The following is a 25997-nucleotide window of genomic DNA, read 5'->3' as shown; positions in this document are numbered from 1 at the left end:
CTTTTATTGTGTGGCTCGTCTTGTTCAAATAAGAATACAAAATCAGAGATAAGCGATTATTTAAATTCAAATAATTATCACGAGTTATTTTTAACTTTAAAATATCCTAAAAGTCCTGCAGTGGAGTCTATAGAAACTAGATACAGTTCTATAATTGAGGATAGCTTGTTTATATTGAGGCCTAATAGAAATAATAATCTAAGAATTTATCCAACCGAGTCCGTTAAAGATTTAATTCTCCAAGAGTCGGATGATTCCTACACAATGATTGGTGTAATTTATGATTTTAAATCTATTGACTCGATTGTTCAAAATAAAGACTATACTCATTTTATGGTTTATACAAAATATTCATTAAAAGGCGTTTCAAAAATTTATGAATCAGATGGGTTAACATTTGACGCAAATGATCTTTTACCTAGTAAAATAGTGACATTTACATTTAATAATACACTATTAGGTTTAGAGTTGGTCTCCATTGATGATCCAAACATCTATCATTCAGGCAAGTAAATCTAAACGTTAAAATTTTAACAAACAAATTATTCTTATCTAAATTGTAGGAATTTAATTCTCCTCTGTTTACATAGTATTTTCATTAACTTAAATGGTATAGTCATTATTAAAACTTATAGAAATAATTTAATGGATTAACTAATAAAATAGTTTGTAGTTAAGAAACTATATTTATCTAATAATTAGTCTCATATATCATATAAATCTTAGAGAAATAGAGGTGAAAGAAAAGTGTAGCTTTTTATAATCATTTGCCTTACTTCAAATTCAAAATCCTTAAATTTAAAACTTAATATTCACGCAGTAAAAGAATTTTATGTCAGATGACCTTATGGAATCTAAGGCAGCTCTTGAGCCTTTTCCTTATCATAAAATGTTGAGAGATCATTTGAAAAGTCGCAAGAAAACCTGGCAGTGGTTTAAAGATGAGAAAGTAAAGACGCAACAAATAGAGTCCTTCAAAAAAGAACTTCTTAAAAACACCTACAGACTCGATACAGACAGTCATCGCAATCTATACCAGATGGCGCAAGACATATGTGTAGATTTAAATATAGATGCACAGGTTACATTATATCAAGAGAATAATAGCTTACAGTTAAACGCAAGCATATCAGTTATAGATCAAGAAGCTCACATTGTATTCTCAGGTAATATCTTACAGTTGCTGGATGAAAAACAACTTAAGGCATTACTAGCGCACGAGTTATCTCATTATCTATTCTATAAATTAGAAGATGGAGAATATGAAATCACACAGCGTATTATTCTTGCTTTAGCAAACGATTCTCGTAGTGAAGATAGTATCATTGAAACTGCACGTATTTTCCAATTATACCTCGAGCTTTTTTGTGATGCCGGCGCATTTAAATCATGCCGAGAGCATTACACAGTCATTCAAATGTTGATCAAGCTTAATACAGGTCTGTCAGAAGTGAATGCGCAAAGCTACCTAAATCAGGCAAAAGAAATTATCAATCAAGATGATGAAGCTACAAATCAACAAACGCATCCAGAATCATATATACGTAGTATAGCCCTAGATTTAAAAGCACGTAACTCTCGAGAATATCACGAGGAATTGCACAAACTTATAGAAGGAAAATGGGATGTTAACAGTCTCGATATTTTTGAGCAAGAAAAAACTAGAGCACTATCTAGGGATTTTATACAAATCATACTGCGACCACAATGGATGAATTCTAGTGCGGTACTCAATCTCGCTCAACAGTTTTTTACAGATTTCGCAAGAGAAAAAGAAGTGGATACAACTAAACTGTTGGAACGTTTGAAACACACCACACCTAGTACAAAAAGTTATTTGTCTTATGTCCTATTAGATTTTGCTAGAATAGATAGCGAATTAGAAAAACTGCCTATTGCACATACCTTAGAAATAGCAGAATTGCTTGGTCTAATAGAAGAATACGAACGAGTTCTTAGAAAAGAACTCAAACTTAGCGTTCGCAGTTTTAAAGACTTAAAGCAAGAGGCGATGACGGATTTGAGCAACGTTAATGAAAATCAAGATAACAGCATCTACGATAATGAGTGATTATAAAGCAAGTTTTTTTAGTCTTTTAGATGAGGTGAAAGATCATGGCGGTAGTACCACGGCAGATTTTATTGCACGTGTATTACCGCTTATAGAAAAGGCTCATTTTTTGAGATCTCGCAATCTCGTGTTAGGGGTTTATTCTATTGAAGATATTTACTTTAATGGAAGAATCATCTCCATAGATTCTGAAGGAAAAGAGTTTAGAACAGGAGAGCACAAGATATTTAAAAAACCTAAACAGCGCTATGCGGTTGAAGTAAGTGGTAATTATAGTGAAATAAGTAAGATTGAAGGTGATGATTATGACCAGCACATCTATGATGATGAAGCGATTCAAGAGGATTTTGAAAAACCTATAACTAAGCCTGTTTACCTTGCACGATATAAAAGTTGGGATTTAGAAACAGGACATTATGATCCTATTACTGAGATTTTTACACTAGGCTTTATACTAGCTTCAGTCGCATATGGTATAGATTTTAGAGACATTGACGAGCTTAAGCGTTTTATAGAAAACCGTGAGCGCTTATATTTCTATAACAAAGATTTACATCCTACCATACATCACGTGATTAGGGAAATGACACCTTTGTACAGAGAAGATCGTGCACCTAGTCTTGAAGAAATCATTGCGAAACTCAAAAATTACCGAGATTTCAATCCAGAGAATTACATTGATTTAACAGATACTGAAGGGTTCCGTAATTTAAATCTGTCAGACCGTGGTAGCTATATTCTAGATAAATTAAAACGTAGACTTTTTGATATTTCGCGCAGGAATAAATTGCTTTACTTTAATGATCGTGGTGGTTTCTTAAACTTGACAGAAGCCTCAGTGCCTATGTTACTGGACTATAAAAACATTACTGAAAAGGATTTGATTTTTTGGAACGCTCATATTCAAACGCAGTTCATTTCAAAGAAAAAAGTCAATCTTAATAGATATTTAGAACTTGATAAAAACAGATTTTTAAGTCCAGCACTTAATAAAATAAGACTAGAGGCGCGCAAGAGTACAAATGAATACGGTTTTGATCAATTGCGTGTTGTTGTTGCTTTTTTGCACTGGTATAATTTTAAAGAAAGTGAAGATGAGCGTATCAGTTCGCCGCTGTTATTATTACCAGTTTCTTTGGTAAAAAAGAAAGGTGTTAAAGATCGTTTTGAACTAAATGTAAATGATTCTGAGGCAGAGATCAATCCAGTATTAAGTTACTATCTTAAAGATTTATACGGTATTGAATTACCAGATTTTATAGACCTAGAAACCAGTTCTATTGAAGAGCTTGTTCAAAGTATCAAAAACCAAATCTCACTAGGTGGTACAGGAATCGATTTAAGATGGAGAGACAAGCCTAAAATCCAGTTAATTCACAAGCTGGCAAAACGCAACTTCAAACTTAAAAAGCGCAAACTTTCTAATCGCAATTCTGGTTTAAGCACACGCAGTTATGACTATTCTTATGACGCTCAAAATGTAAAACCATTAGGGCTTGCTATTTTCAATAACCTGATTGCCAAAAAGCATAACGAGCTCGAGTATATCATTAATGAGGATATCAACCCATACAGTGATCTTGCTGTTGCAGAGCGCCGCCGCAGTTTTTATCATACCGATAATGATGGAGATGTAAATCCGCTGGTATGGGAAGTGGATACTTGTAACATGACTATAGGTAATTTTAAGTACCGTAAAATGAGTCTTGTACGAGATTATTCTGAGATTTTAAAAGCCGATATTAAAGATGAGGTCTTTGATGAACTCTTCAGTGAGCAGCCCAAGAAAATGAATCTCGATGGTTATCAAAAAAGTGGTTTAGCAGACTTATATCCCATTATCCAGTCAGATCCTACACAATCTCAAGCCGTTTTAAGAGCTCGGTCTGGCGAGAATTATATCATTCAAGGACCACCAGGAACCGGTAAGTCGCAAACCATTACTAACCTCATTGCTGATTATGTAGCTAGAGATCAAAAAGTGCTTTTTGTTTGTGAAAAACGTGCCGCTTTAGATGTGGTTTTTCACCGATTGAAAAATAAAAAACTAGATGAGTTGTGTTGCCTGATCCACGATTCTCAAACCGATAAAAAAGCCTTTATAATGAATCTCAAGGATACCTATGAGGCCTTTATGAAGAAGGATATGAGTACTTCTACGCTTTCGCGAAAGCGTGAAAAAATTATCAATCAAATAGAAACACATCTAGGGAAGTTAGAGCATTTTCACGATACGATGCGTGATGGGATGCCGCCACTTTTTGAGCTGTTTCAAGAGTTGATTACCTATTACCAAACCAAAGAAAAGCTCAGTGATAACGAGTTAATTTATGTTCCGTTTTATAAGGAATGGAAAGAAAATGAAACATGGATAACCGAAATGATTGCTCAAATAAAATTGAATAATCACGGACATAATATTTCAGATTATGCGCTAAATGGATTATCTCAAGGATTACTTGATGTACCTAATTCTAAAGGAGTTGTTCTAGAAAAAATAGAAGCAACAGTGAGTTTGTTAGATCGTCTCAATGAACTCCTCGATGAACAAGAAGTTACTGTCAGAACACAATCTGTTGCCGCATGGCGATTAGAATTTGATTTTGCATCTAAGGTTTCAAAAATAGTAGCTCAAAATGCATTAGGGGTTTTTGATACCAGTACGATTGCCGCTTCTAATTTGGATAATTTAAATAGACGAATTGAGAAACAGCGCAAGTTGTATCTAAGACTTGTTGATGAAAACAAAAACTGGACACAGAAACTAGATGCGACAGATGCTAAAATTGCTCAAGAACAATGGCAACGATTAGATGGTTCTTTTTTTAAATTCTTAAACCCTAGCTGGTATAGAATAAAAAATCAACTTAAGGCTGCTTATAATTTTAGGGCTCATAATATTGCGCCTTCTATAGAGTCTGTGTTAAAGACCTTAAATGAGGAATATGCAGCACTAGAATCTTTAGAGCAACAACGAGAAGAAGCCGCCAACAAATTTGGTTTAGAAGATTTTGTAAGCGACTATGAATGGATCAAACAACAGCAGCTAGATCCTGATGACATCATTAAAAGCTGGATGGCGACAGATCATACATCATATGTGAATAGCCTATTAGGTTTTAAATTAGATTTTGATCAATTTGATGAGAATTTAAATCAACTATTTACAAATTGTGATCATCACTTACTCTCTCAAATAGAAGATAAATTACAACGTGGTAAGGCTAGTATTCATACTATAGGGCTTTTTACACCTTATATCATGCAATTACAGTCTACAAGTAAAGAGATGCAAGATAACTTGCGCCGTAAACCATGGCAAACTGGCGACATCGCTTTCCATACCGCTTATAAATCTTTAAAAGAGGTTTATGATAAAGAGCCTGTATTCTCTCAAACCAGTGAAGATATCCTTGCTAGTTCCGTACGCAGTGTAGATGCTTTACTAGATAGTTATTATGAATCTAATGTAGCTTTTATACGTTCTAAGATTAGAGATAAGTTCTTAAATAAAGTGCGCATTACAGAATCTGTTGCAGCACAATTAACACCAGAAGAAAAAATCCTTAAAAAGAAATATAATGCTTCTCGACGTGTATTAGAAAATGAGTTTGGCAAAAGTATGCGTTATAAATCCATACGTGAGCTAGCTACTGGAGAGGCACAAGAAATAATGACTACTTTAAAACCAGTATGGTTAATGAGTCCGTTGAGTGTCAGTGATTCTATGCCTATTGACACGTCAATATTTGACGTAGTAATCTATGATGAAGCTTCTCAAATCACGGTAGAAGAAGGCGTTCCATCCTTATTTAGAACGCATCAAACGATTATAGTAGGTGATGAAATGCAAATGCCGCCTACAAACTTCTTTAGTTCCAATACTACAGATCAAGAAGAAGATGAAGAAGAGACCGAAGAGAAAACAGGAATTATGCTGGATGCAGATAGCCTCTTAAATCAGGGCGCTAGAAAATTGAGTTCCGTCATGCTAGGATGGCATTATCGCAGTCGTCGAGAGAGTTTAATTAGTTTTAGTAATGCCGCTTTTTATAAACGCAATTTACTTACCATACCTGACAGTCGTATCCCTAATGCAGGTATAGAGCCGCTGGAGCCTATTATCACGCCAGATCAAGAAATAGATGCTCAGGATGTGCTCAAGCGCAGCATCAGTTTTCATTATATGGAAAATGCGGTATATCATAAACGTGTTAATAAAGACGAGGCGACTTACATCGCAAATATGGTACGCACGTTTCTTATGAAAGATGTGAAAAAAAGCATAGGTATTGTTGCATTCTCTATGGCGCAACAAAGCGAGATAGAAGAAGCACTGGATAAACTAGCTCAAGAAGACCCACATTTTGGGAAATTGCTAGAAGAAGAATATCAGCGTACAGAAGAAGATCAGTTCGTGGGATTATTTGTTAAGAATCTAGAGAATGTTCAAGGCGATGAGCGTGATATAATTATCATGAGTATTTGCTACGGTTTTAATAATCAAGGTAAGATGTTTATGAACTTTGGACCTATCAATAGACGTGGTGGAGAAAAACGATTGAATGTAATTTTCTCACGTGCAAAGCGCAATATGATTATTGTTTCTTCTATTCTCGCGGCAAATATTAAGAACGATTATAATGAAGGAGCTAATTATTTTAAACGTTTTCTCGCTTACGCAAAATTTATTAGCGATGGACAATTAGAGTCAGCAAATGGTATTTTAGACAGCTTACATCTTGATGACGACGAAGAAGAAAGAACAAAACGCTTACCAATTATTAATCAACTTAAAACTGTTCTTGAAAAAGATGGTTATATCGTTGATAGAGCTATAGGTCAATCGCATTTTAAATGTGATCTCGCCTTGCGTAAAAGTGATAGTGAGTCTTATGAGCTTGCTATTTTAATAGATCGTTCTACACACTATGCTACTGATGATATTTTAGAACAATACAGTCAAAAACCAGCAGTTCTTAAAGCATTTGGGTGGAAATTACAACATATCTATAGTAAGGACTGGCTCGAGCAACCAGAGCGTGTGCTAGAAAAAATTCGTCAAAAACTAGAAGGGAAAGAAGAAGATCCAGAAGATCCAGAAGAACTTGAATCTGAACTCGAACGTGAGAATCAAATAGATGCTGTTGAAGAAATAAAGTCTAATGATGAAAGCTCAAACACTTTAATACCTGAAGTACTTGAAACGGAACTTGAACCTGAAACGGCACAAAGACCTCAAGGCAACCTTACTTTTAAGCGTTATGAATTTGTAGAAGGTTCTAGTAATAAATACTGGGAAATCGCCGTAGATGGATTTGATATCATAACCAGATATGGTCGTATAGGTAACAAACCTCAAGAAAATCGTAAGAGTCTTGATGATCAAGTTGCGGTTCTTAAAGAAGAAATGCGATTGATAGGAGTAAAGACTAGGAAAGGTTATCGACCGGTTTAATTATAATCTTAATTTACATTAATGGAATTCCACCGTTACCATAAAAAAATTCTATTTTTTGCTTAAAAGTTTTTAACAAAAAAAAGGCTATTAACGCTTAGATCGATTAATAGCCCATTTATTATAGTATTCAGAATCAACTGAGAATTGAACGCTGTTAACATTATTGTTTTTAGATTAACAGCCGTTTGTCTTTAATAATTATATTTGTAATGCAACTTACGGATATAATTATTTTTTGAATTGTACTAAGATTAAAAGTACTAAAAGTAAAAAGGTGTTTATCCCTTCCATAAAAAGTATTTTTTATGGTAAAATCTAAGAGCCAGAGTCCATCTCTGGCTTTTTACCGTTAGTGAGGTATAAAAGTAGTTTGTATTAAGAGCAAATGGGTAGTATTAACAATTTGCTTTTAAACAAGTTTTAAACATCATTAACAGTAAATTACATTGTTAAAAAAAACTAATCTACTTAGCTTAAGTATTGATAGATAGCTGATTAGAATTTTGTCTAGCGTTCAGTGCATTAAATAGAAGCAAGATGTTGGAAGTCCAAGTTTTATAACTGATAAACCACAATTTTTAGTATAATTCCTACATTTTTGATATGTTAATATAGGAAGAAGTTATTCATGGTTTCGCGAAAGCAAATTGTTAAAAAGTGATTTCTGAAAACGCAGATTGAACCTTTCAACTATTCCCATTTCAACTGCATCCGCTTGATTCTATCCGCGAGCTTTTCACTGCTTAATTTTTCGCGTAAGCGGTCTGTGATGATCGGAAAAGAGAATGGTGTAGGTTTTTCACAGGCTTTCCAGATGATTTCTTGTTCCTGGATTCGTTCTAGTGCCTCACGCAAGCGGTATTCTTGGATGGCTTGTTCAAAGGTCTCGGTATACGCTTGTCTAAATAATAAATTATCAGGCTCATTATCACGGAAGACTTCAAAAAGTAGCTGACTGCTATTTTGCAGGTGTTTTGTTTTTACCGCTTTATTAGGATAACCCGTGAATACTAATCCAGATATGACGGCAATATCTCTAAACTGCCTACGAGCCATTTCTGTGGCATTCATGCTAGCCTGTAAGTCTTGTGATAACATCTCTGGTGTGAGTAAATCGTTGTCCAGAATCTCCTGCATGTCAAAGGCTTGGTCACTTAATATTTCAAATCCATAATCATTAAAAGCCAGTGAGAATGTGATAGGTTTTAATAAGCTGACTCGATAAGCGATTATTCCTGCCATAGCCTCGTGTACAAAACGTCCTTCAAAAGGATAAAAAACGGCATGATAACCTTCACGAGTTTTAAAAGTCTCGATTAAAAACTCACTCTTTTGCGGTACGATGCTTTCTAATTGCTGTCGCTGTATAATTTCTTTAAGTGCTTTTACTTCTGGTGTGCGTTTTTTGCCCGTTTGAAAGTTTTCCATTTCGTCACGTAGTAACTCTCCTAATTGTGCACTTAACGGCAGGCGACTACCTTGCCAACTAGAAACCGTATTAGTTTTTTTGGTCGTGTTTTTGACATGAGCAATCATCCCTTTTAAACGAATAAATTCTAGCGTGCGACCAGCAAAAATAAATACGTCACCACGATCCATTTTACTTATAAAATATTCTTCTACACTACCTATATAACCACCAGATTGATATTTTACCGTTACCAGTGTTGCTCCTACAATAGTTCCCATTTGCAAGCGATGACGCATGGCTATCTTTCTATCATCAATTAAATACCGACCGGTATCATCAATTTTTACTTTTTTATATTCATCATAGGATTGTAGAGAGGAACTACCGTAAACTATAAAATCCAGACACCATTTCCATTCTTCATCTGTAATCGCTGCAAAGCAGAATGTGTTTTTTACCTCAGGAAAAATCTCATCGGGATAAAAGCCACCAGACACTGCGAGTGTGCACAGGTACTGAATTAACACGTCATAACATAAAATATAAGGCAGTCGATCCTCTACGGCTTGTGTTGCGACAGCCTTTTGCAGCGCACTAGCTTCTATGAGTTCTAACGCATGCGTAGGTAAAAAATGAATCACACTGGTCTCTCCAGGTCTGTGACCAGAACGTCCTGCACGTTGTAGAAAACGTGCCACACCTTTAGGTCCGCCTACTTGAATGATGGTTTCTACAGGTGCGAAATCAACACCTAAATCCAGCGATGAGGTACAAACACAAGCTTTTAAGCTTTCGTTTCTAATCGCGTTTTCTACCCATATGCGCGTTTCTTTATTAATCGATCCGTGATGCATTGCTACTTCACCAGCAAACTCAGGATGTTTTGTCATTAAGGATTGGAACCATAACTCACACTGCGCTCGTGTATTTGTAAAAATCAGTGTGGAACGACTAGAATTGATGATTTTAACGACATCTTCAAGTAAATGCAATCCTAGGTGACCACGCCATGGAAATTTATCCATACTTGCCGGAATAATGGATTGTACTTTGATGTCTTTTTTGATGTTGGCTTTAATTAATACGCTTTCGCGAAAGCGGTTTTCATCAACACCTAGCAACACTTCACGAGCTTGCTCTAGATTACCAATCGTAGCACTAATTCCCCAAACTCTGATATTTTTACTCAAGCCTAGAAGTCGAGAAATACCAAGTTCCATTTGAACACCACGTTTAGTTCCCAGAAGTTCGTGCCACTCATCAATAATGATAGCTTGACAATCTTTAAAAATCTTTGCGTGGTCTTTTGAGCCCAGCAAAAGATGTAAACTTTCTGGTGTGGTAATGAGTAAATCGGGCATAGATTTACGTTGAGCTGTACGTTCTTTTGTAGACGTATCACCACTACGTATTCCAACAGTAAAAGGCAAATCGATACCATCTACAAATCGTTGTGATGCCTGTGCGATTTCCTGACTTAACGACCGCAACGGAGTAATCCATATCGCTTTGAGCCCTTTTTTAGGTTTCTTCTTATAATCGGGATGCTTTTTTATGTAATCTAGAATTACGGCAACCCAAAGTGCATAGGTTTTTCCACTACCAGTAGGTGCGTTTAATAATCCATGCTTACCAGCTAAGAAGGCATCCCAAGTCTTTTTTTGAAATGGAAAAGCTTCCCAACCTTGATGGTCGAAGTAATCCTCAGCTATTTTATGAAGTTGGGTTTTATTCATCCTTTAAAAATCCGCCGTCTTTAGGGATTAAAGCTTTTAAATCATCTAAAGTATTTGCTTCCTCTATAGGTTTATCTTTACGCCATCTTAAAATTCTAGGGAAACGTGTTGCAACTCCAGATTTATGACGCTTACTAGGTGCGATTCCTTCAAAGGCAATTTCAAAAACGTGATGAGGAGTTACAGATCTTACCGGACCAAAACGTTCTAAAGTGTTTTTTTTAATCCAAGCGTCTATTTTTCTAAACTCTGCATCGGTAAGACCAGAGTAGGCTTTTGCAAAAGTGACGAGATCACCATCGTTCCATAGACCAAAGGTGTAGTCTGTATAGAGATTTGCTCTACGACCATGACCTCGCATAGCATAGGTGAGCACTGCGTCGATAGTAAAAGGATCTACTTTCCATTTCCACCAGTCTCCTTTTTTGCGACCTACTAGATATGGACTGTCTTTGCGTTTAAGCATTAATCCTTCAGATTTACGATCTGCACTGCGTTCTCTTTCCTTGGCAATATCTTCCCAAGTTGTGAAGCTCATCGTTTCTGAAATAAGTAGCGGAAACATAGAATCACTTTTAATCAAATTTGCTTTCTCATTACTGTCTAAAACTAATTTATCTAATAAAGCTCTACGTTCTTGAAAAGGTAATTCTCTAATGTCTTTTCCTTGCCACTCTAGTAAGTCATAAGCAACAATTACTACTGGTACATCTAAAAGTAATTTCTTACCAACAGTTTTGCGGCCTATTCTAGTCTGTAGGTCATTAAAATTAAGTATTTGTCCATTTTTATAAGGTAATATCTCGCCATCAATGACAGTTCCATCTGGAATAACATCTAGAAATTTTTGAAATTCTGGATATTTATCAGTCACTAGTTCTTCTCCACGTGACCACACAAAAATTTCTCCAGCTCTTATAATGGTTTGCGATCGGATTCCATCCCATTTATGCTCTGCGCTCCATTGTGTTACATCGCCTAAGTCTGAAACTTCATTTTCTACTGCATAGGCTAGATAAAATGGATACGGTTTGCCACGCATGGCGACTTCGTTATCTTCATAAACTAGTTCTTTAAAAGTAGTGTTTTCTCCGGTCCAGCTTCCCATAAGTTTATGTGCTAGAACGTCTTGATCAATATCTGTAGCCTGTGATAACGCACGAGTCATTAATTTTTGAGAAACTCCTATTCTAAAGCCACCAGTCATTATTTTATTAAAAACAAATCGCTCATAATAATTGAGTTTCAACCAGTTTTCTTGTAAATATGCTTTCTTTTCTGAATCTTCCTTTTTACGCAACTCAATGAGTTCTTGAATGATTTGAGAAAGTGATTTTTCAGAAGATTCATTTGTGGTAGGTAGAATTAGAGCAATAGTTTCGGCTAGGTCACCAACAATGTGATAGGATTCTTCAAATAGCCATAAGGGAATACCACTAATTTCTGTCGCCCATTCTCGCATCAGTGTTGTGTTTACAGGGCGTTTAGGTCGTCTATGTGAAAGAATGGCAATGGTCCAGAGTTTATCCTCGTCTGTAGCGGTTTTAAAGTACTCTGTTAGTGCTGCCACTTTTAGAGTAGTTTTATTAGTGCCGTCTATGGTTCTTATGAGCTCTGCAAACTGTTTCATGGCGCCTATTTAGATGATGAAAAGTTTGTGTTAGATGGCTTTGACTCATTCTCAATGATGGGTTTTTCGGCTTCATTTAAATTTTCACCTTCATATTGAGTACGTTCACTGATGGCGTTAAGGCCTTTTTCTTCTCTTAAATAACGGGCAAAGATATCTTGATAACCGTGTGTAGTGATGACATTTTCGCATCCGGTTGCGTCAATACTGTTTAATAATCCATCCCAATCGCAGTGATCAGATAATACAAAACCTTTATCGATTGCGCGTCTGCGTCGTGCTCCTCTAAATGCCATCCAACCACTAGCGCTTGCGGTAACATAAGGTACCATTTTGCGCATCCATGTACTACCATGGGCACTCGGTGGCGCTACTACTATATTACCTGCGAGTTCTTCTTTAGTCGTTTCTTTAGTGATTAAATAAGTAGGCGGGAAGTTTATGAGTTCTCTAAGTACTTCAGTCATTTTAAAAACAGCGCCATGACAGTATATTTTCATTTGCGACGTGTCAAGATGTTTGATGAGCCGCTGTGCTTTACCTAGCGAATAAGCAAATAGTACAGATGTCTTACCATCTGCGTGATTTTGAGCACACCAATTGTTTACATCGTCCATTACTTGTGCTTGCTGTTGCCATTTAAAAGCAGGCAGTCCAAAAGTGCATTCTGTTATGAAGGTGTTGCATTTAACAGGCTGGTATGGTGTTGAGATTCCGTCATCTTCGGTTTTATAATCTCCTGTAAATACCCAAACTTCGTCATTGTGTTCTACACGTATCTGACTAGAGCCTGGGATGTGACCAGCAGGATGAAATGAGAATTTTACGTTATTGATGAGCAGGTTTTCGCCGTGAGCGATACTAGATACATTGATGTCACTCAGGCGATGTTTTATTATGGGTACATTATCGTGTTGTGTAATGTAATTTTTATGTCCCCATCGAGAGTGATCTGCATGTCCATGGGTTATAAGCGCTTTATCAACTGGTTGCCATGGATCAAGATAGACTCTAGCAGCAGCGCAATAAATTCCTTTCTTAGTAAATTGTAGTAGAGGTTTACCCATTGCTTAAAATTAAGCACTGGTTTTGAGAAAGTATGTATGATTAAGAGAATTTTATTAGGGATTGATACTGTCTTTTTCTTCTAGCTCTAATTCCATTGCTTCTAGATTCTTTAACAGATTCTCTTTAGATTTTTGCTGAGCAAATACTTCCATCATCTGGATTTTAAATTCGTCTAGAGCTATTATTACCTGATCATAGCGTTTTTGTTGATCCTTAGTGCTGTAAGCATTATGAGTTAGTAGAGCATGGTAAGATTTTATTCTAGTTTCTAGAACTTTTAATCGTGACTTAACTGGTTGACTTGCAATTTCATCTGGTATACTCACAATCATATCATCGATTGAGGTAGCCAGACGTTGTGCCGCCGCCGTGGAGTGGTCAAAGTTTTCTAATTCTGTTGTAAAGGTCTGGTATGCATCCCATTTAGTTGATAATTGCTGGGCTTCACCTCTTAAAACCATGCGTGATGTCGCTGGGTCAAAAGAGATTTCTGTGCTTTGCTCGACTACAGGTGCTGTTTCTGGAGTCTCACCACAGGAAATAAGGAGCAGTAATATGAATAGGTAACGCATAGTTTTAAAACGTATAATTACAAAGATGATTATATTGTAGACATAAAAAAAGTATCCTGATAGAATCAAGATACTTATTTAATTTTAATAAAAAGGTTAAGATTATTTATCCTTCATCTCTTCATTATATTCTTCAGTAGCGTCTAGGTACTTTTCTGTTGTACTTTGTTTTCTATTGCTATTGATTTCTTCCATATATTCCTCCATTGCATCTTCTTTATTATCAACATATTTTTTACGAGCTTGGATAATTTCTTTTTCTAAATCGTCAAAAGCTTCCTGAATCTCTTCCATGTTTTCCTTATTGTTTTTAGTAGAAGCTTTTTCTCCCATACGTTCTTCTTCAAATTCAGCAATTTCTTTCTCTACATCTTCAATCGCATCTTGTACATCATCAATGCGCAAGTATGCTGGAATAGTAGACTTAAATGAATTAAAGCTAGTTCTTAAGCTTTCTGATTTGGTATTGATATTCTCTTCTGTGGTCGCTGATAATTCTGAGATATTGGTTCTTAAAACAGTATAAGAGTCATATCCTTTTATCGAGACAATTTTATCATCATTAACCTCTACATTACTTTCAAAGTCGTTAGCTAATTGGGAAACATTCTCTCTAGTATAAGTCATTGTATCTTGAATAGCGTCTTCGGCGTCTTCTGTAGTTTCTTCAACTTGTTCTGTAGTGTCTTCTACCATTTCTTCAAGTTCTTTATTTTCCTTGTCTTTACAAGCTATTAAGGTTACGGTCGCAAAAACTGCGATAATTAGTGTCTTTTTCATAGTATGGTTTTTAATGTTAAGACAAATGTAAGTTCAATTAATTAGTATAAAAACTAATAATAACTAAATAATAGTTAATAAAAAATAAGAATTCTTAATTATGTTAACTAATTATTACTCTTACGCTTTCGCGAAAGCGAGATGTGAAAATGTTAATTATTACAAGTAAATTTTAAGATTTTGAGAATAGAGAGTTGGTATCTTTACCATTCTTAAAATTAATTATGGCGACTAAAATACTGATTATAGGTGCCTGTGGGCAGATAGGCACAGAGCTAACAATTCGATTACGTGAGATTTATGGAAATGATAACGTGATTGCTGGAGACATAAGAGAAGGAAGTGAAGAATTAATGCAATCTGGTCCTTTTGAAATAGTTGATGCTATGAATAGGACTTCTATTGAAGATGTGTGTTTGCATTATGAGATAAATGAAGTGTATTTGATGGCTGCCATGTTAAGTGCTACTGCAGAGAAGTATCCTAAAAAGGCATGGAATTTAAACATGGATTCCCTTTTTCATATACTTAATATTGCAAAGGAAGGTAAGATTGATAAAATTTTCTGGCCTTCAAGTATTGCTGTTTTTGGACCTACAACACCTAAGGAGAATACGCCACAACAAACCGTTATGGAGCCTAGTACAGTATATGGAATTTCAAAACAAACGGGTGAACGCTGGTGTGAATATTATTATAATAAATATGGTGTTGATGTGCGCTCCATAAGATATCCTGGATTAATATCTTGGAAAACATTGCCTGGTGGTGGAACAACAGATTATGCTGTTGAGATATTTCATGAAGCCCTTAAGAATAATCACTATGATTGTTTTTTAAAAGAAGATACTAGCTTGCCCATGATGTTTATGGAAGATGCAATTAAAGCAACTGTATCTATTATGCAGACTAAATCAGAAAATATTAAGCAACGCAGTTCTTATAACCTTGCTGGAATGACATTTACGCCTGCAGAGATTGCTAGTGAAATTACTAAGCACTTGCCTGATTTTACAGTGACTTATCAACCAGATTTTAGGCAGTCTATTGCTGATAGCTGGCCTGGATCAATAGATGATAGTGTGGCTCGAGAGGACTGGTCATGGAGCCATGATTATGACCTAGAGAAAATGGTTAAAGAAATGCTAGATAACCTTAAATAAGTCTCTTATACACTTACTGTGTTTATTATATTTGCGGTATTAAATTAATAGATATGTCATTCTCAAGTTTATTTGAATCTGGTGAAAGTGCCAGAAATAAAAGTCATTTTGCTACTATAGTAAGTATTGCGCAGTCGCATGAAAATATGAGCGCTCAAGAAACGGTAGTTTTAGAGCGTTTAAAGTCTAAACTGGATATATCTGATTCGGATTATGCGGCGATACTTAAAAACCCATCTGCATATCCAGTAACGCCTCCAACAGACAGTGAGGAACGCATCCAGTGGTTGCACGATTTATTTAAAATAGTTTTTGCTGATCATGCGATGGATGAAAACGAGCATAAACTGTTGAGAAGATATGCTACCGCTATCGGTTACAATGATGAAGATGCTAAATATCTAGTAGATAGATCAGTCGAGATTTTCTCTGGTCATTTAAATCTAGAAGATTACAGATACTTATTGAATAAGAATCGTAAGTAATATTTCTTTACTTAAACTTTTTAAGATTAAGCCTTTTATAAATGGTGTTTAACAACTCATCATCTGTATAAGGCTTTTTTACTACATCTTTAAATCCAGCCTTGCGGTATTCTACTAATTCTGGGGCAGATGTTTTTGTTGTTACAGCAATGATCGGTATTTTCTTGTTATGATCATTTGCAAATTCTTTTATCAGACTAATCAGTTCTAAGGCGTCGACTTGTGATATTGATGAGGACATTAGTATAAGGTCGTAATCATCTTTATCAACTGCTTCTAGTAAATCTTTAGGGTCAGTAAAAACACGATTGTCAAAGTTACCTGTACTTACCAATATCTTTAAAGCTGTCATTTGTGTGACGCTATTATCTTCGGCAATGATAGTTCTTACTTTATCTGTAAGATGTATTTTACTGTTTTTAGTAGTTTCTTCAGTTTCCTCTATAATTTCTTTATCGTGTATAGGGAATACTAATTTGATATTTGCAACCTGCAAGGTTCCACCTGTTTCTAGTGGTTTTATGAGAATCTCGCCGTCCATTAATTGCGCTAGTTCTCTTGCAATTGAGAAGCTTAAGCTGGTTGTTTTTTCTATGTCCCCATTATCAAGATTAGTGTACGTCTCGATTTCTTGATCACCTAAGAAATCGGGTATTAAACCGTCATTGTTAATGACCTCTATTCTAAGACTAACTTTATTTGCTCTTCTTTGATTTTCTTTAATGTTAATTTCAATACTATCTCCTTTGTTATGCCTTAATGCATTGTCTAAGAAGTTAGTAATGATTTGTTCAAAACGTCTCTTGTCACCAATAATAGTCTTAGGGACAGATTCATCTATTTTTAGATTGATACTAAGATCCTTTGTGGTAGAAGTTGTAGAATAGTTTAAATGAACATTTTTAAGAAGTTTCCTTAAGGAAAAAGGTTCGCTTTCTAGAGATAAAGAGCTGTTTTTTAGTATGGATAAATCAATAATGTCATTTAGGATGTCTCTTAACTTGTCACTTTGATCTTTTATAGCTCCTACTAGCATTTCTTGATCTAAGTTAAGCTCTGTCTTAAGCAGCATTGATGAAAATGAACTTACCAAAGTTAGTGGATTGCGCAGTTCGTGAGAAAAGTTGCCAATGAACCTGTTTTTAAACTCTTCTTGTTCTTTTAATATTTGGTTTTTAAGTTCCAGTGTTTCCTGAAATATAATAGACTCATTGCGTTTTTGAGCAATTAGTTGTACTCTATTATAGAAATCAGTTCCTTCTCTAAAAATGATGACAGCGGTATCATCATCATTTTTTATAAAATCTATATCAAAAACGCGATCATTTAGATGAACACACTCTAGTTTGATATGATCGCTTTTTTCTAAGAAATAAGTATCTATTCCTTCAAAAAATGGATGAAAACTTTTTATCGAAGAGTCTTTCTTTAGCTCAAAAAGTTGCTGGTCAGTTGTGAGGATGGTCCCTTGTTTATCAATAGAGATAAACTGCAAATCTTTTGTGCTGTAGTCACGTTGTAGTTCATGCATCGCCATTAGGATAAAATTTTAGCAATTTTTTCAAATAAGCGCTGAACGTTGTTTCCTTCTTTTGCGCTTACTAGCATATCTAGAAACTCAAGTTCCTCCTTTTTCTCGGATATACTTCCTTTAGGTAAAAGGTCAGATTTGTTACCAATACTTAAAATAGGTACTTTATTGAAGTTATCCTTTAGATATTGAGTTTGTGATTCAATATTTTGATATGTTACAGGGCGCGTCACATCACACACAAATATGAATCCGTGTGTTCCCAGTAAATACGCTTTTCTAATTTCTTCAATGTCATCTGTACCTTCTGTGTCCCATAGAATTAAGTTAACTTCTTTATCGTTAACATGAACAGTTTTCTTAAGAATATGAACGCCTATAGTTACTTTGTAGTCTGCAGAGAATACATCTTCTACAAAACGCCTTATAAGTGAAGTTTTCCCAACTCCAAAATGTCCTACGATGACGATTTTTTTTGATATCATATTATTGGTTACTGAATTTAAGAGCACTATACCTGGTTAATAGTAATTCTTCTAGTGCTTCTCTTGAATCTAATAGATTCTTTTTATTGATTTCTTGTGAGACTTCAAGGTTAAAGTTTTCAAGTTCATTTTCTAGAGTCTCTGTAAATGTACCACTTACGGCAGTTGCAATATAATACTTATGAAAATTATGTAAGTGTATTTCGTATAAATCGTACTCGATAGACTGTAAATCATGGTTGGACTGCTTGAAAGCATCTTCTACAAAGCCTTTAATTGCCGTTAACATGCCACTAATCATGTCCTCATCTACTGTTTCCTTTAAGTGAAAACTACCTATTAATATACCAGAGCCTTTCTCGATAATAAACACTTGCTCTACTTTAGCATTTCCTAAATCGCTAATTATGATTTCGTTTTCACTTACTCCAGTAAAAATTGATTTCATTTTGCGTTTAATGCCTTGCATTGAAAATGTGTCTTTGGCCGTTTTATTCACTTGCTCAGAAAGTACTTTTATCTCTTGCGAGATGTACTTTTTTATCATCTTACCTAAAATAGGATAGAGCGCTTCAACAACTTCATCTTTTGAATTTTCAATTTGAATTTTCAATGACTCAGTAATTGCTGGCCCTAAGTTTTGAGGAATGTTTTTTGTGAAATCGTCTAACTGTTCCTTTATGATAGGAGAAACTTTTTCAGATAGCCTATGGCGTTCTCTTAAAATTTCTTCTAGAACATTGATTTTGTGAGTAATACTTTCTGCGTATTCTCTATCATCCGTAAGTAAGATCGTCTTCAATAACGCCAGCTTTTCATCTTCTGTCATGGCGGTATTGTGTTATTAAGCTTTGATTTTTTTACCTAACTCTATAAGAGCTTCGCCTAGCATGTCTCTACTAGTTTTTTCATCTTCTATAGTGTCTAGTCTATCTTCCAACTTATTCTCTAAATCAGTAATACGAATGTTTAAATCTGTAGAAAGACTGTCAATGCTTTTGCTAAGCTCATCACGTGTATCGTCTATAAAGCTTTGTAATTCTTGCTTTTTCTTCAGCAAGTCCGCTTTTAGTTCATCAAACTCCGTATTATACTGTTGGATGTTTTCTCCAAAAATGAGGTTCTTTATGGCCTCTATTTTTGAGTTGCTATCTACACCTTCAGTTGCAGCATTTTGGGTTTTAGATATTTTACTCATTTTCATTTCTCATTTGAGAAGTAAAAATACTAGAAAAATATTACTTATCGTGCTTTTGAATGAATTCCTCTAGTTTGGCAACCATGTTTTTACTTCCACAGAAGAAAGGTACTCTTTGGTGAAGCTCTGTCGGTTTTAAATCCATGATACGTGTATGACCATCACTGGCTGTACCACCAGCTTGTTCGGCAATAAAAGCCATTGGGTTGCATTCATATAAAAGACGCAATTTACCATTTGGCGATTTAGCACTTTGTGGATACATGTAAATCCCACCTTTTATCATATTTCTATGAATATCAGATACTAAACTACCTATATAACGACTAGTGTAAGGTCTGTCATCTTCATCTTGTTGACAGTATTTAATATAATCCTTGACACCTTGTGGGAAATTATTGTAATTACCTTCATTAACGCTATAAATATTTCCATCTTCAGAAAATTTCATATTAGGATGTGATAGATAATAAGTCCCTAATGCAGGATTTAATGTAAATCCATTCACACCATGGCCAGTTGTGTAAACTAGCATTGTAGAGGTACCGTAAACAATATATCCCGCAGCGACTTGTAAATTACCAGGCTGTAAAAAATCTTCTAACTGTACTGGAGTACCGACAGGTGTTACACGTCTATATATAGAGAAAATAGTTCCTACAGAGACATTGACATCTATATTTGAACTACCGTCTAAAGGATCCATTAAAACTACATACTTGTTACTATGATTCTCTTTATGACCTTCTATGGTAATAAAGTCATCATTTTCTTCACTAGCTATACCACATACGATCTCGCGATTAGTAAGTGTTCTTATAAATGTGTCATTTGCAAGAACATCTAATTTTTGTTGATCTTCACCTTGAGTATTAATCTCACCAGCGCTACCGGTAATATCTACAAGTCCAGCTTTGTTAACCTCATGATTAACCATTTTAGCAGCTAATCTTATAGAGTTGATGAGTCTAGATAGTTCGCCACTAGAATATTGAAATTCAGATTGGTTTTCAATAATAAATTCTCCTAAGGTTTGATTTTTACGTGCCATGTTGGTTTGAGGTGTATTGCAAATATCCTAAAATATTCTTCATACATATAACGATGTAGTAAGATAGTTTTAAGAATTTGTGTCTAACTCTATTATATATTTACTTAATTTTAAGATTATGATACAGATAAAAGAAGCTAGTATAAATGATTACCCTAGAGTATTAGAGCTTATTCAAGAGTTAGCCACTTTTGAAAAAGAACCTGATGCGGTAGAGATAACCGTTGACGATTTAATAAAAAACGGTAGTGGAGATCATCCACTTTTTAAATGTTTTGTATGCTTTTATAATGATAAGATTGAAGGAATTGCACTTTGTTATCCTAGATTTTCAACTTGGAAAGGGAAGACAATTCATCTGGAAGATCTCATCGTGACCCAAAAATTAAGAGGGAAAGGTTTAGGAAAAGCTTTATATAATCAGGTGATGAAATATGCATTTGAGGAAAAAGTACGTCGAGTAGAATGGGTCGTGCTGGATTGGAATGAAGGAGCAATAGAATTTTATAAAAATACAGGAGCAACAATTTTAGAGGATTGGCATCTTGCACAAATGGACGAGGAATCGCTTCATAATTATGTATTAAGAAATGAAGATATTTAAATTTGGTGGTGCGTCAGTAAAGGACGCCGCTGGTGTGCGCAATGTTGTACAAGTAGTTCAAACGATGGGCTATGATGGCCTAGGGATTGTGGTTTCTGCAATGGGTAAAACGACTAATGCTTTAGAGGATATTATTAATTGTTATCAAAATAATGATCAAGCATACTTGACTCTTATTGACGAATTATTTACTAAACATCTAGAAATTGTATCTGATCTAGAAACTAATGGCGCTGGTGAGGATGTTTTGATACGCTTTCGCGAAAGCGAACTTAAAAAAAACCTTAAGGCAACCATAGAATCTTTGAAAGGTACCATGTTACGTAATCAAAGTAAAAATCACGCGTTTATTTATGATCAAGTGGTAAGTCATGGAGAATTACTTTCTACTAAAATTGTAGCAAGTTATTTTAATGCAAATGAGATTCCCGTAGATTGGATGGATGCACGTCAATTGATCAAGACTGATCAAAAGTATAGAGATGCTGCTGTAGACTGGAAAAAAACTGAGAAATTAATTAAAAATAACTGTACAGGAAAACTGTTTTTAACACAAGGTTTTATAGGGTCTGATGATAATGGTTTTACCACAACCTTAGGTAGAGAAGGTAGTGATTATACTGCGGCTATTCTAGCTTACGCTCTTGACGCTAGCCACGTAACCATTTGGAAGGATGTGCCTGGTGTATTAAATGGCGATCCACGTGTGTTTGAAAACACAGTTCTTTTAGAGCAAATTTCATATCGCGAGGCCATAGAATTAGCATTTTATGGAGCTAGTGTTATACACCCAAAAACCCTACAACCGCTTCAAGGTAAGCAAATTGAGTTGAGAGTAAATTCTTTCCTTGATCCACAATCGCAAGGGACCGTTATTAAAGATGGAGATGCTTTGAAGCCTATGACACCTTGTTATATCGTGCGCAAGAATCTTGTTTTTTTAGAAATATCTGCACGTGATTTTAGTTTTATTGGAGAACATAATATCAGCGACATTTTTCATCAATTAAGTGAGAGTAAAATGGAGGTAGGATTGTTACAGAACTCTGCTATAAGTTTTACGATATGTGTAGAAGATAAGTATGGTAAACTATCTGAATTATTAGACGACCTAGAGGCTAGGTATAAAGTAAATGCGGTAAGTGATGTATCGCTTTACACTATTAGACACCATAGTGATAATGCAATTGAATCTATAGAAAATGGAAAAGAGGTGCTTTTAAGACAGCGTACTCAAGAAACTTTACAGCTAGTCGTTAAAGGATAGAGTTGAGCACTTATCAATTATACTATATTTGTAGTTCTACTATCTAAATTAAAGAATGGGTCTGGTAACAGCAAAAGAGGTCGCAAAAGCGATTCATATAGATAAATATGGTTTCCTTGGTACTCTTGGTGGCTGGTCACTTATGAAATTATTGCGCATTTCCACGCTCAATAAACTTTATAACAGACATAAGCATTTAAAAGATGTAGAGTTTCTAACAGCTCTACTCGAGGATTTACAAATAGAGTTTGAAATTCCTGAGGAAGACTTAAGACGTATTCCTAAGACAGGTGCTTTTATAACGATATCTAATCATCCTCTGGGAGGAATTGACGGTATCTTGTTGATGAAATTATTACTGGATAAAAGACCAGACTATAAGATTATAGCAAATTTTTTATTGCATCGTATAGAGCCTCTAAAACCTTTTATAATGCCGGTAAACCCATTTGAGGATCGTAAAGATGTAAAGTCTTCTACGGCTGGTTTTATGCAGGCGATTAGACACCTTAAATCTGATATGCCTTTAGGTGTTTTTCCTGCAGGAGAAGTGTCTACATATAAGGATGGTAAATTAGTGGTAGATAAACCATGGGAAGAGGCTGCGATGAAATTAATTCAACGTGCTGAGGTGCCTGTGATCCCGATATATTTTCATGCAAAAAATAGCAGGTTATTTTATAGACTAGCAAAAATATCTGATACTTTCAGAACGGCAAAACTGCCTTCAGAAACCTTAACGCAAAAACGCCGTGTTATAAAGGTGCGTATCGGTAATGCTATTTCTGTAAAAGATCAAAAAGAGCACGAGAACCTAACTGGTTTTACTGATTTTTTGAGGCGTAAAACTTATATGCTTTCTAAGGCATATGATAAAGAGTCTACTAAACTAAAGGATATACCTAAAACAATAAAGCTTCCTAAAAGCCCTAAAAAGATCATAAAGCAGGTTGATCCTGCAAAAATGATAAAAGAAGTCGACCAGTTAAGAAGAGAAGATAAACGTCTTTTACAATCTAAAAATTATGAAGTATTTCTAGCTAAAAGCGATAAAATGCCTCATGTAATGACTGAGATAGGTAGACTGCGTGAAATTACATTTAGAAAAATAGGTGAAGGAACTAATAAGGCGATAGATCTAGATCACTACGATAATTATTATCATCAAATGTTTCTATGGGATAGTGAGGCAAAAGCGATAGCTGGTGCATATCGTATGGGAATGGGTAGTGAGATTTATGAGGCTCGTGGTATTGAAGGTTTTTACCTTAACGAGCTGTTTAAATTTGAACCTGAGTTATATAAAATGATGAATCAGTCTATAGAAATGGGACGTGCGTTTATCATACCAGAGTATCAACTTAAACCGATGCCTTTATTTCTTTTATGGAAAGGTATTGTTCATTGTACTTTGCGTTTTCCAGAGCATAAATATTTAATAGGTGGTGTAAGTATAAGTAACAAGTTTTCAAATTTCTCAAAATCATTGATGATCGAGTTTATGAAAAGCAATTACTATGATCCATACATTGCACAATACATCACGCCTAAGCAAGAGTTTAAAGTAAAGCTAGAAGATGCTGATAAGGATTTTATTTTTGATGAGTCTGAGGCTGACTTAAATAAATTTGATAGGTTAATAGATGAATTAGAACCTAACGAGCTGCGTTTACCAGTTCTCATTAAAAAGTATGTCAAACAAAACGCAAAAGTAATAGCGTTTAATGTTGATCCATTATTCAATAATGCGATTGATGGTCTAATGTATATACGTATTGCAGACTTGCCTGAAAGTACTGTAAAACCAGTTATGGAAGAATTTCAAGCCGAGATGGAGGCGCGATATTTCAGAGATAATGAAGACAGCGAAGAATAATATGAGATTATTCTTTCTGGTAATATCCATATTCTTTTTTCACCATTATTGCAATGCGCAAGTTCTTAAAGGAAAGGTCGTTGATTCCTTAACACAAGAGGCCGTTAGCGGTGTATCCGTCTATATCGATGGAACTTCAAAGTGTGTTATTACCGATTTAGATGGTAACTTCAAATTTAATTATCCTGATAATGTAAAATCAGCATTAGTGATTAGAATGATGGGATATAAAACCATTAGATTTTCTAATCCGCTAGAAGCTGATTTGAGCAGAGTAGCTCTTGCTCAAAAAGCAGATGAGTTAGATCCAGTGATGATTAATCCAGATCCATGGTCGCGTAAAAAGAAAGAACAATATTTTAAAAAATACTTTCTAGGTACCTCAGCCATTGCTGCTGACTGTAAGATACTTAATCTAGATGACGTGAAAATGCGTTTTAATCCAGTAACAGGTTTAATGACAGCTCGGTGCAATAAGCCCATTATGGTTAGAAATAAGCATTTAGGCTATTTAATTAGTTATGACTTGATAGATTTTGAACTACAGTTTGAGAAAAGAGTTTTAAGAGCAGGACCTGGTATTGTTTTGCCTAATGATGTTCCCATCTTAGAAAGTTTTCATCTTAAAGAGGCCTATTATTTAGGGTCTTCATTTTTTCAAGAACTTAGTGATAAACCATCAAGACGTAGAAAGTATTTAAGTAGAAGGAATGACTTATATAAAGTAAGTGAGTTGAGGTTTTTTAGAGCCTTAGCTTCGGATCAATTACAGGATAAAGGATATGTGCTTTTTTATGATAAATTTGCAGTAAGTGTTGAAAACCATATACGAGTAAAGCAATTTGAAACTTACTCCGTCGTTGGATTTAGGCATGATAAATATCCAATTATGGATTCCAAAAATAATAGAACAGATATATATCTGACAGGTGAGCAAATTATAGTTGATCAACACGGTAACAATCTGTCAGGTAAGGCTATAAAATTTAATGGTTTTATGGCAGAATTGAGAGTAGGTGGAATGTTACCTCTAGATTTTAAACCTCAAGAAGATTAATCTTGTTTTTTCTTCTTTTTATTAAGTCTTTTTTTGACCTTTTTGATTGCTTTTGTTTTTTCTATCTTTTTTAATTCAGATTCGATGAACTCTTCACAATAAGCTTGGATTTTTTTTCTAGCTTTTGCAAACGTGTCTTCATTACCGTCATTAAGCTCACTTATATTTGCAATAGGAAAGTCAATAATGCTAGCCTTTTCAGCAATCGTTTTAGGAATACGACTTGCTAAGTCATCTCCAATTGTAATGATGTAATCAAAAGAAATTTTCTGATAGTCATTAATGTGATTTGAAGAGTAGTCTGACACATCAATTCCTACCACATCCATGCTGTCTATTACATTGGTGTGAATAGATTGAGGCTCTAGTCCAGCACTATAAATTTGAGCACGCTCATTGGTGAAATAATCCATAAATCCATGTGCCATTTGACCAGCAGTGGCGTTAGATATAGAAAGAACTAGTATATGAAGCATTGAGGATTCACTAGATTAGTAATAAGTACTAGGTTAATGTTAAGCCAAAGTTAAGACGACTATTTATGTTACACA

Annotated in this window: 20 protein-coding genes; 9 read left to right on the top strand and 11 right to left on the bottom strand. The window is 35.0% G+C overall.

Going from position 1 to position 25997, the window contains the following annotated elements; all coding sequences use genetic code 11:
• Positions 1-6 precede the first annotated feature (6 nt).
• The 3 genes from IL45_RS08305 to IL45_RS08295 all read left to right on the top strand — a co-directional run bounded on the left by IL45_RS08305 (position 7) and on the right by IL45_RS08295 (position 7529).
• Positions 7-513, top strand: coding sequence for a hypothetical protein (locus tag IL45_RS08305; protein ID WP_146128623.1), 507 nt, complete (start codon positions 7-9; stop codon positions 511-513).
• Between the two features lie 319 nt (positions 514-832).
• The gene (locus tag IL45_RS08300; RefSeq protein ID WP_036582692.1) at positions 833-2071 is read left to right on the top strand and encodes a M48 family metalloprotease; all 1239 of its coding nucleotides are present in this window, start codon (positions 833-835) and stop codon (positions 2069-2071) included.
• Positions 2034-7529: an AAA domain-containing protein gene (locus IL45_RS08295; RefSeq protein ID WP_235183334.1), complete on the top strand. Its 5496-nt coding sequence runs from the start codon at positions 2034-2036 to the stop codon at positions 7527-7529. The genes IL45_RS08300 and IL45_RS08295 overlap by 38 nt, the downstream gene beginning before the upstream one ends.
• A 693-nt stretch (positions 7530-8222) precedes the next feature.
• Here IL45_RS08295 and IL45_RS08290 read toward each other — a convergent pair.
• From IL45_RS08290 to IL45_RS08270, 5 genes are all read right to left on the bottom strand, one after another.
• The gene (locus tag IL45_RS08290; RefSeq protein WP_036582690.1) at positions 8223-10679 is read right to left on the bottom strand and encodes a ligase-associated DNA damage response DEXH box helicase; all 2457 of its coding nucleotides are present in this window, start codon (positions 10677-10679) and stop codon (positions 8223-8225) included.
• On the bottom strand, positions 10672-12309 hold the full coding sequence (locus IL45_RS08285) for an ATP-dependent DNA ligase (protein WP_036582688.1): 1638 nt from the start codon (positions 12307-12309) through the stop codon (positions 10672-10674). The genes IL45_RS08290 and IL45_RS08285 overlap by 8 nt, the downstream gene beginning before the upstream one ends.
• 5 nt (positions 12310-12314) lie before the next feature.
• Entirely contained in the window at positions 12315-13376 is a 1062-nt protein-coding gene (locus tag IL45_RS08280; protein WP_036582686.1) for a ligase-associated DNA damage response exonuclease, read from the bottom strand.
• A gap of 54 nt (positions 13377-13430) precedes the next feature.
• Entirely contained in the window at positions 13431-13949 is a 519-nt protein-coding gene (locus IL45_RS08275) for a hypothetical protein (RefSeq protein WP_036582682.1), read from the bottom strand.
• Between the two features lie 102 nt (positions 13950-14051).
• Positions 14052-14729 carry a hypothetical protein gene (locus IL45_RS08270; RefSeq protein WP_036582681.1) on the bottom strand — a complete coding sequence of 226 codons (678 nt, stop codon included), beginning with the start codon at positions 14727-14729 and terminating at the stop codon, positions 14052-14054.
• 224 nt (positions 14730-14953) lie between these two features.
• Here IL45_RS08270 and IL45_RS08265 point away from each other — a divergent pair, with 224 nt between their 5' ends.
• Positions 14954-15892 (top strand): NAD-dependent epimerase/dehydratase family protein, encoded by a 939-nt coding sequence (locus IL45_RS08265; protein ID WP_036582678.1) that lies wholly within the window; start codon positions 14954-14956, stop codon positions 15890-15892.
• A gap of 53 nt (positions 15893-15945) precedes the next feature.
• Positions 15946-16377, top strand: a complete 432-nt coding sequence (locus IL45_RS08260; protein WP_036582675.1) for a tellurite resistance TerB family protein — start codon at positions 15946-15948, stop codon at positions 16375-16377.
• Between the two features lie 7 nt (positions 16378-16384).
• Here IL45_RS08260 and IL45_RS08255 read toward each other — a convergent pair whose 3' ends face one another.
• The 5 genes from IL45_RS08255 to fbp are packed head-to-tail and all read right to left on the bottom strand — an operon-like array spanning position 16385 to position 20642.
• Positions 16385-17914 (bottom strand): hybrid sensor histidine kinase/response regulator, encoded by a 1530-nt coding sequence (locus IL45_RS08255; protein WP_036582672.1) that lies wholly within the window; start codon positions 17912-17914, stop codon positions 16385-16387.
• Complete coding sequence (locus IL45_RS08250; RefSeq protein WP_036582670.1) at positions 17914-18393, bottom strand: Rab family GTPase; 480 nt, start codon at positions 18391-18393, stop codon at positions 17914-17916. Before IL45_RS08250 ends, IL45_RS08255 begins: the two co-directional genes overlap by 1 nt.
• Position 18394: 1 nt before the next feature.
• The gene (locus tag IL45_RS08245; protein ID WP_036582667.1) at positions 18395-19222 is read right to left on the bottom strand and encodes a hypothetical protein; all 828 of its coding nucleotides are present in this window, start codon (positions 19220-19222) and stop codon (positions 18395-18397) included.
• A 15-nt stretch (positions 19223-19237) separates the two neighbouring features.
• Complete coding sequence (locus IL45_RS08240) at positions 19238-19591, bottom strand: fructose 1,6-bisphosphatase (RefSeq protein ID WP_036582664.1); 354 nt, start codon at positions 19589-19591, stop codon at positions 19238-19240.
• 40 nt (positions 19592-19631) lie between these two features.
• Positions 19632-20642, bottom strand: coding sequence for a class 1 fructose-bisphosphatase (gene fbp / locus IL45_RS08235; protein ID WP_036582662.1), 1011 nt, complete (start codon positions 20640-20642; stop codon positions 19632-19634).
• 118 nt (positions 20643-20760) lie between these two features.
• Between fbp and IL45_RS08230 the strand changes: the two genes are divergently transcribed.
• From IL45_RS08230 to IL45_RS08215, 4 genes are read left to right on the top strand one after another with little or no spacing between them, the layout of a single operon-like run.
• Positions 20761-21246, top strand: a complete 486-nt coding sequence (locus tag IL45_RS08230; RefSeq protein ID WP_036582657.1) for a GNAT family N-acetyltransferase — start codon at positions 20761-20763, stop codon at positions 21244-21246.
• Positions 21233-22513: an aspartate kinase gene (locus tag IL45_RS08225; protein ID WP_036582655.1), complete on the top strand. Its 1281-nt coding sequence runs from the start codon at positions 21233-21235 to the stop codon at positions 22511-22513. The genes IL45_RS08230 and IL45_RS08225 overlap by 14 nt, the downstream gene beginning before the upstream one ends.
• A 55-nt stretch (positions 22514-22568) precedes the next feature.
• Positions 22569-24389, top strand: coding sequence for a GNAT family N-acyltransferase (locus IL45_RS08220; RefSeq protein WP_036582652.1), 1821 nt, complete (start codon positions 22569-22571; stop codon positions 24387-24389).
• Position 24390: 1 nt separating this feature from the next.
• Positions 24391-25446: a carboxypeptidase-like regulatory domain-containing protein gene (locus IL45_RS08215; protein WP_036582649.1), complete on the top strand. Its 1056-nt coding sequence runs from the start codon at positions 24391-24393 to the stop codon at positions 25444-25446.
• On the opposite strand, the gene IL45_RS08210 is transcribed toward IL45_RS08215, so the two are convergent.
• On the bottom strand, positions 25443-25922 hold the full coding sequence (locus IL45_RS08210) for an arsenate reductase/protein-tyrosine-phosphatase family protein (protein ID WP_036582646.1): 480 nt from the start codon (positions 25920-25922) through the stop codon (positions 25443-25445). The genes IL45_RS08215 and IL45_RS08210 overlap by 4 nt on opposite strands.
• Between the last annotated feature and the right edge of the window lie 75 nt (positions 25923-25997).

The sequence above is a fragment of the Nonlabens ulvanivorans genome (assembly GCF_000732625.1).
GTDB classification, from domain to species: Bacteria; Bacteroidota; Bacteroidia; order Flavobacteriales; family Flavobacteriaceae; genus Nonlabens; species Nonlabens ulvanivorans.
The sequence above is the reverse complement of the archived record's forward strand: the minus strand, read 5'-3'. Positions and strand labels throughout refer to the sequence as shown.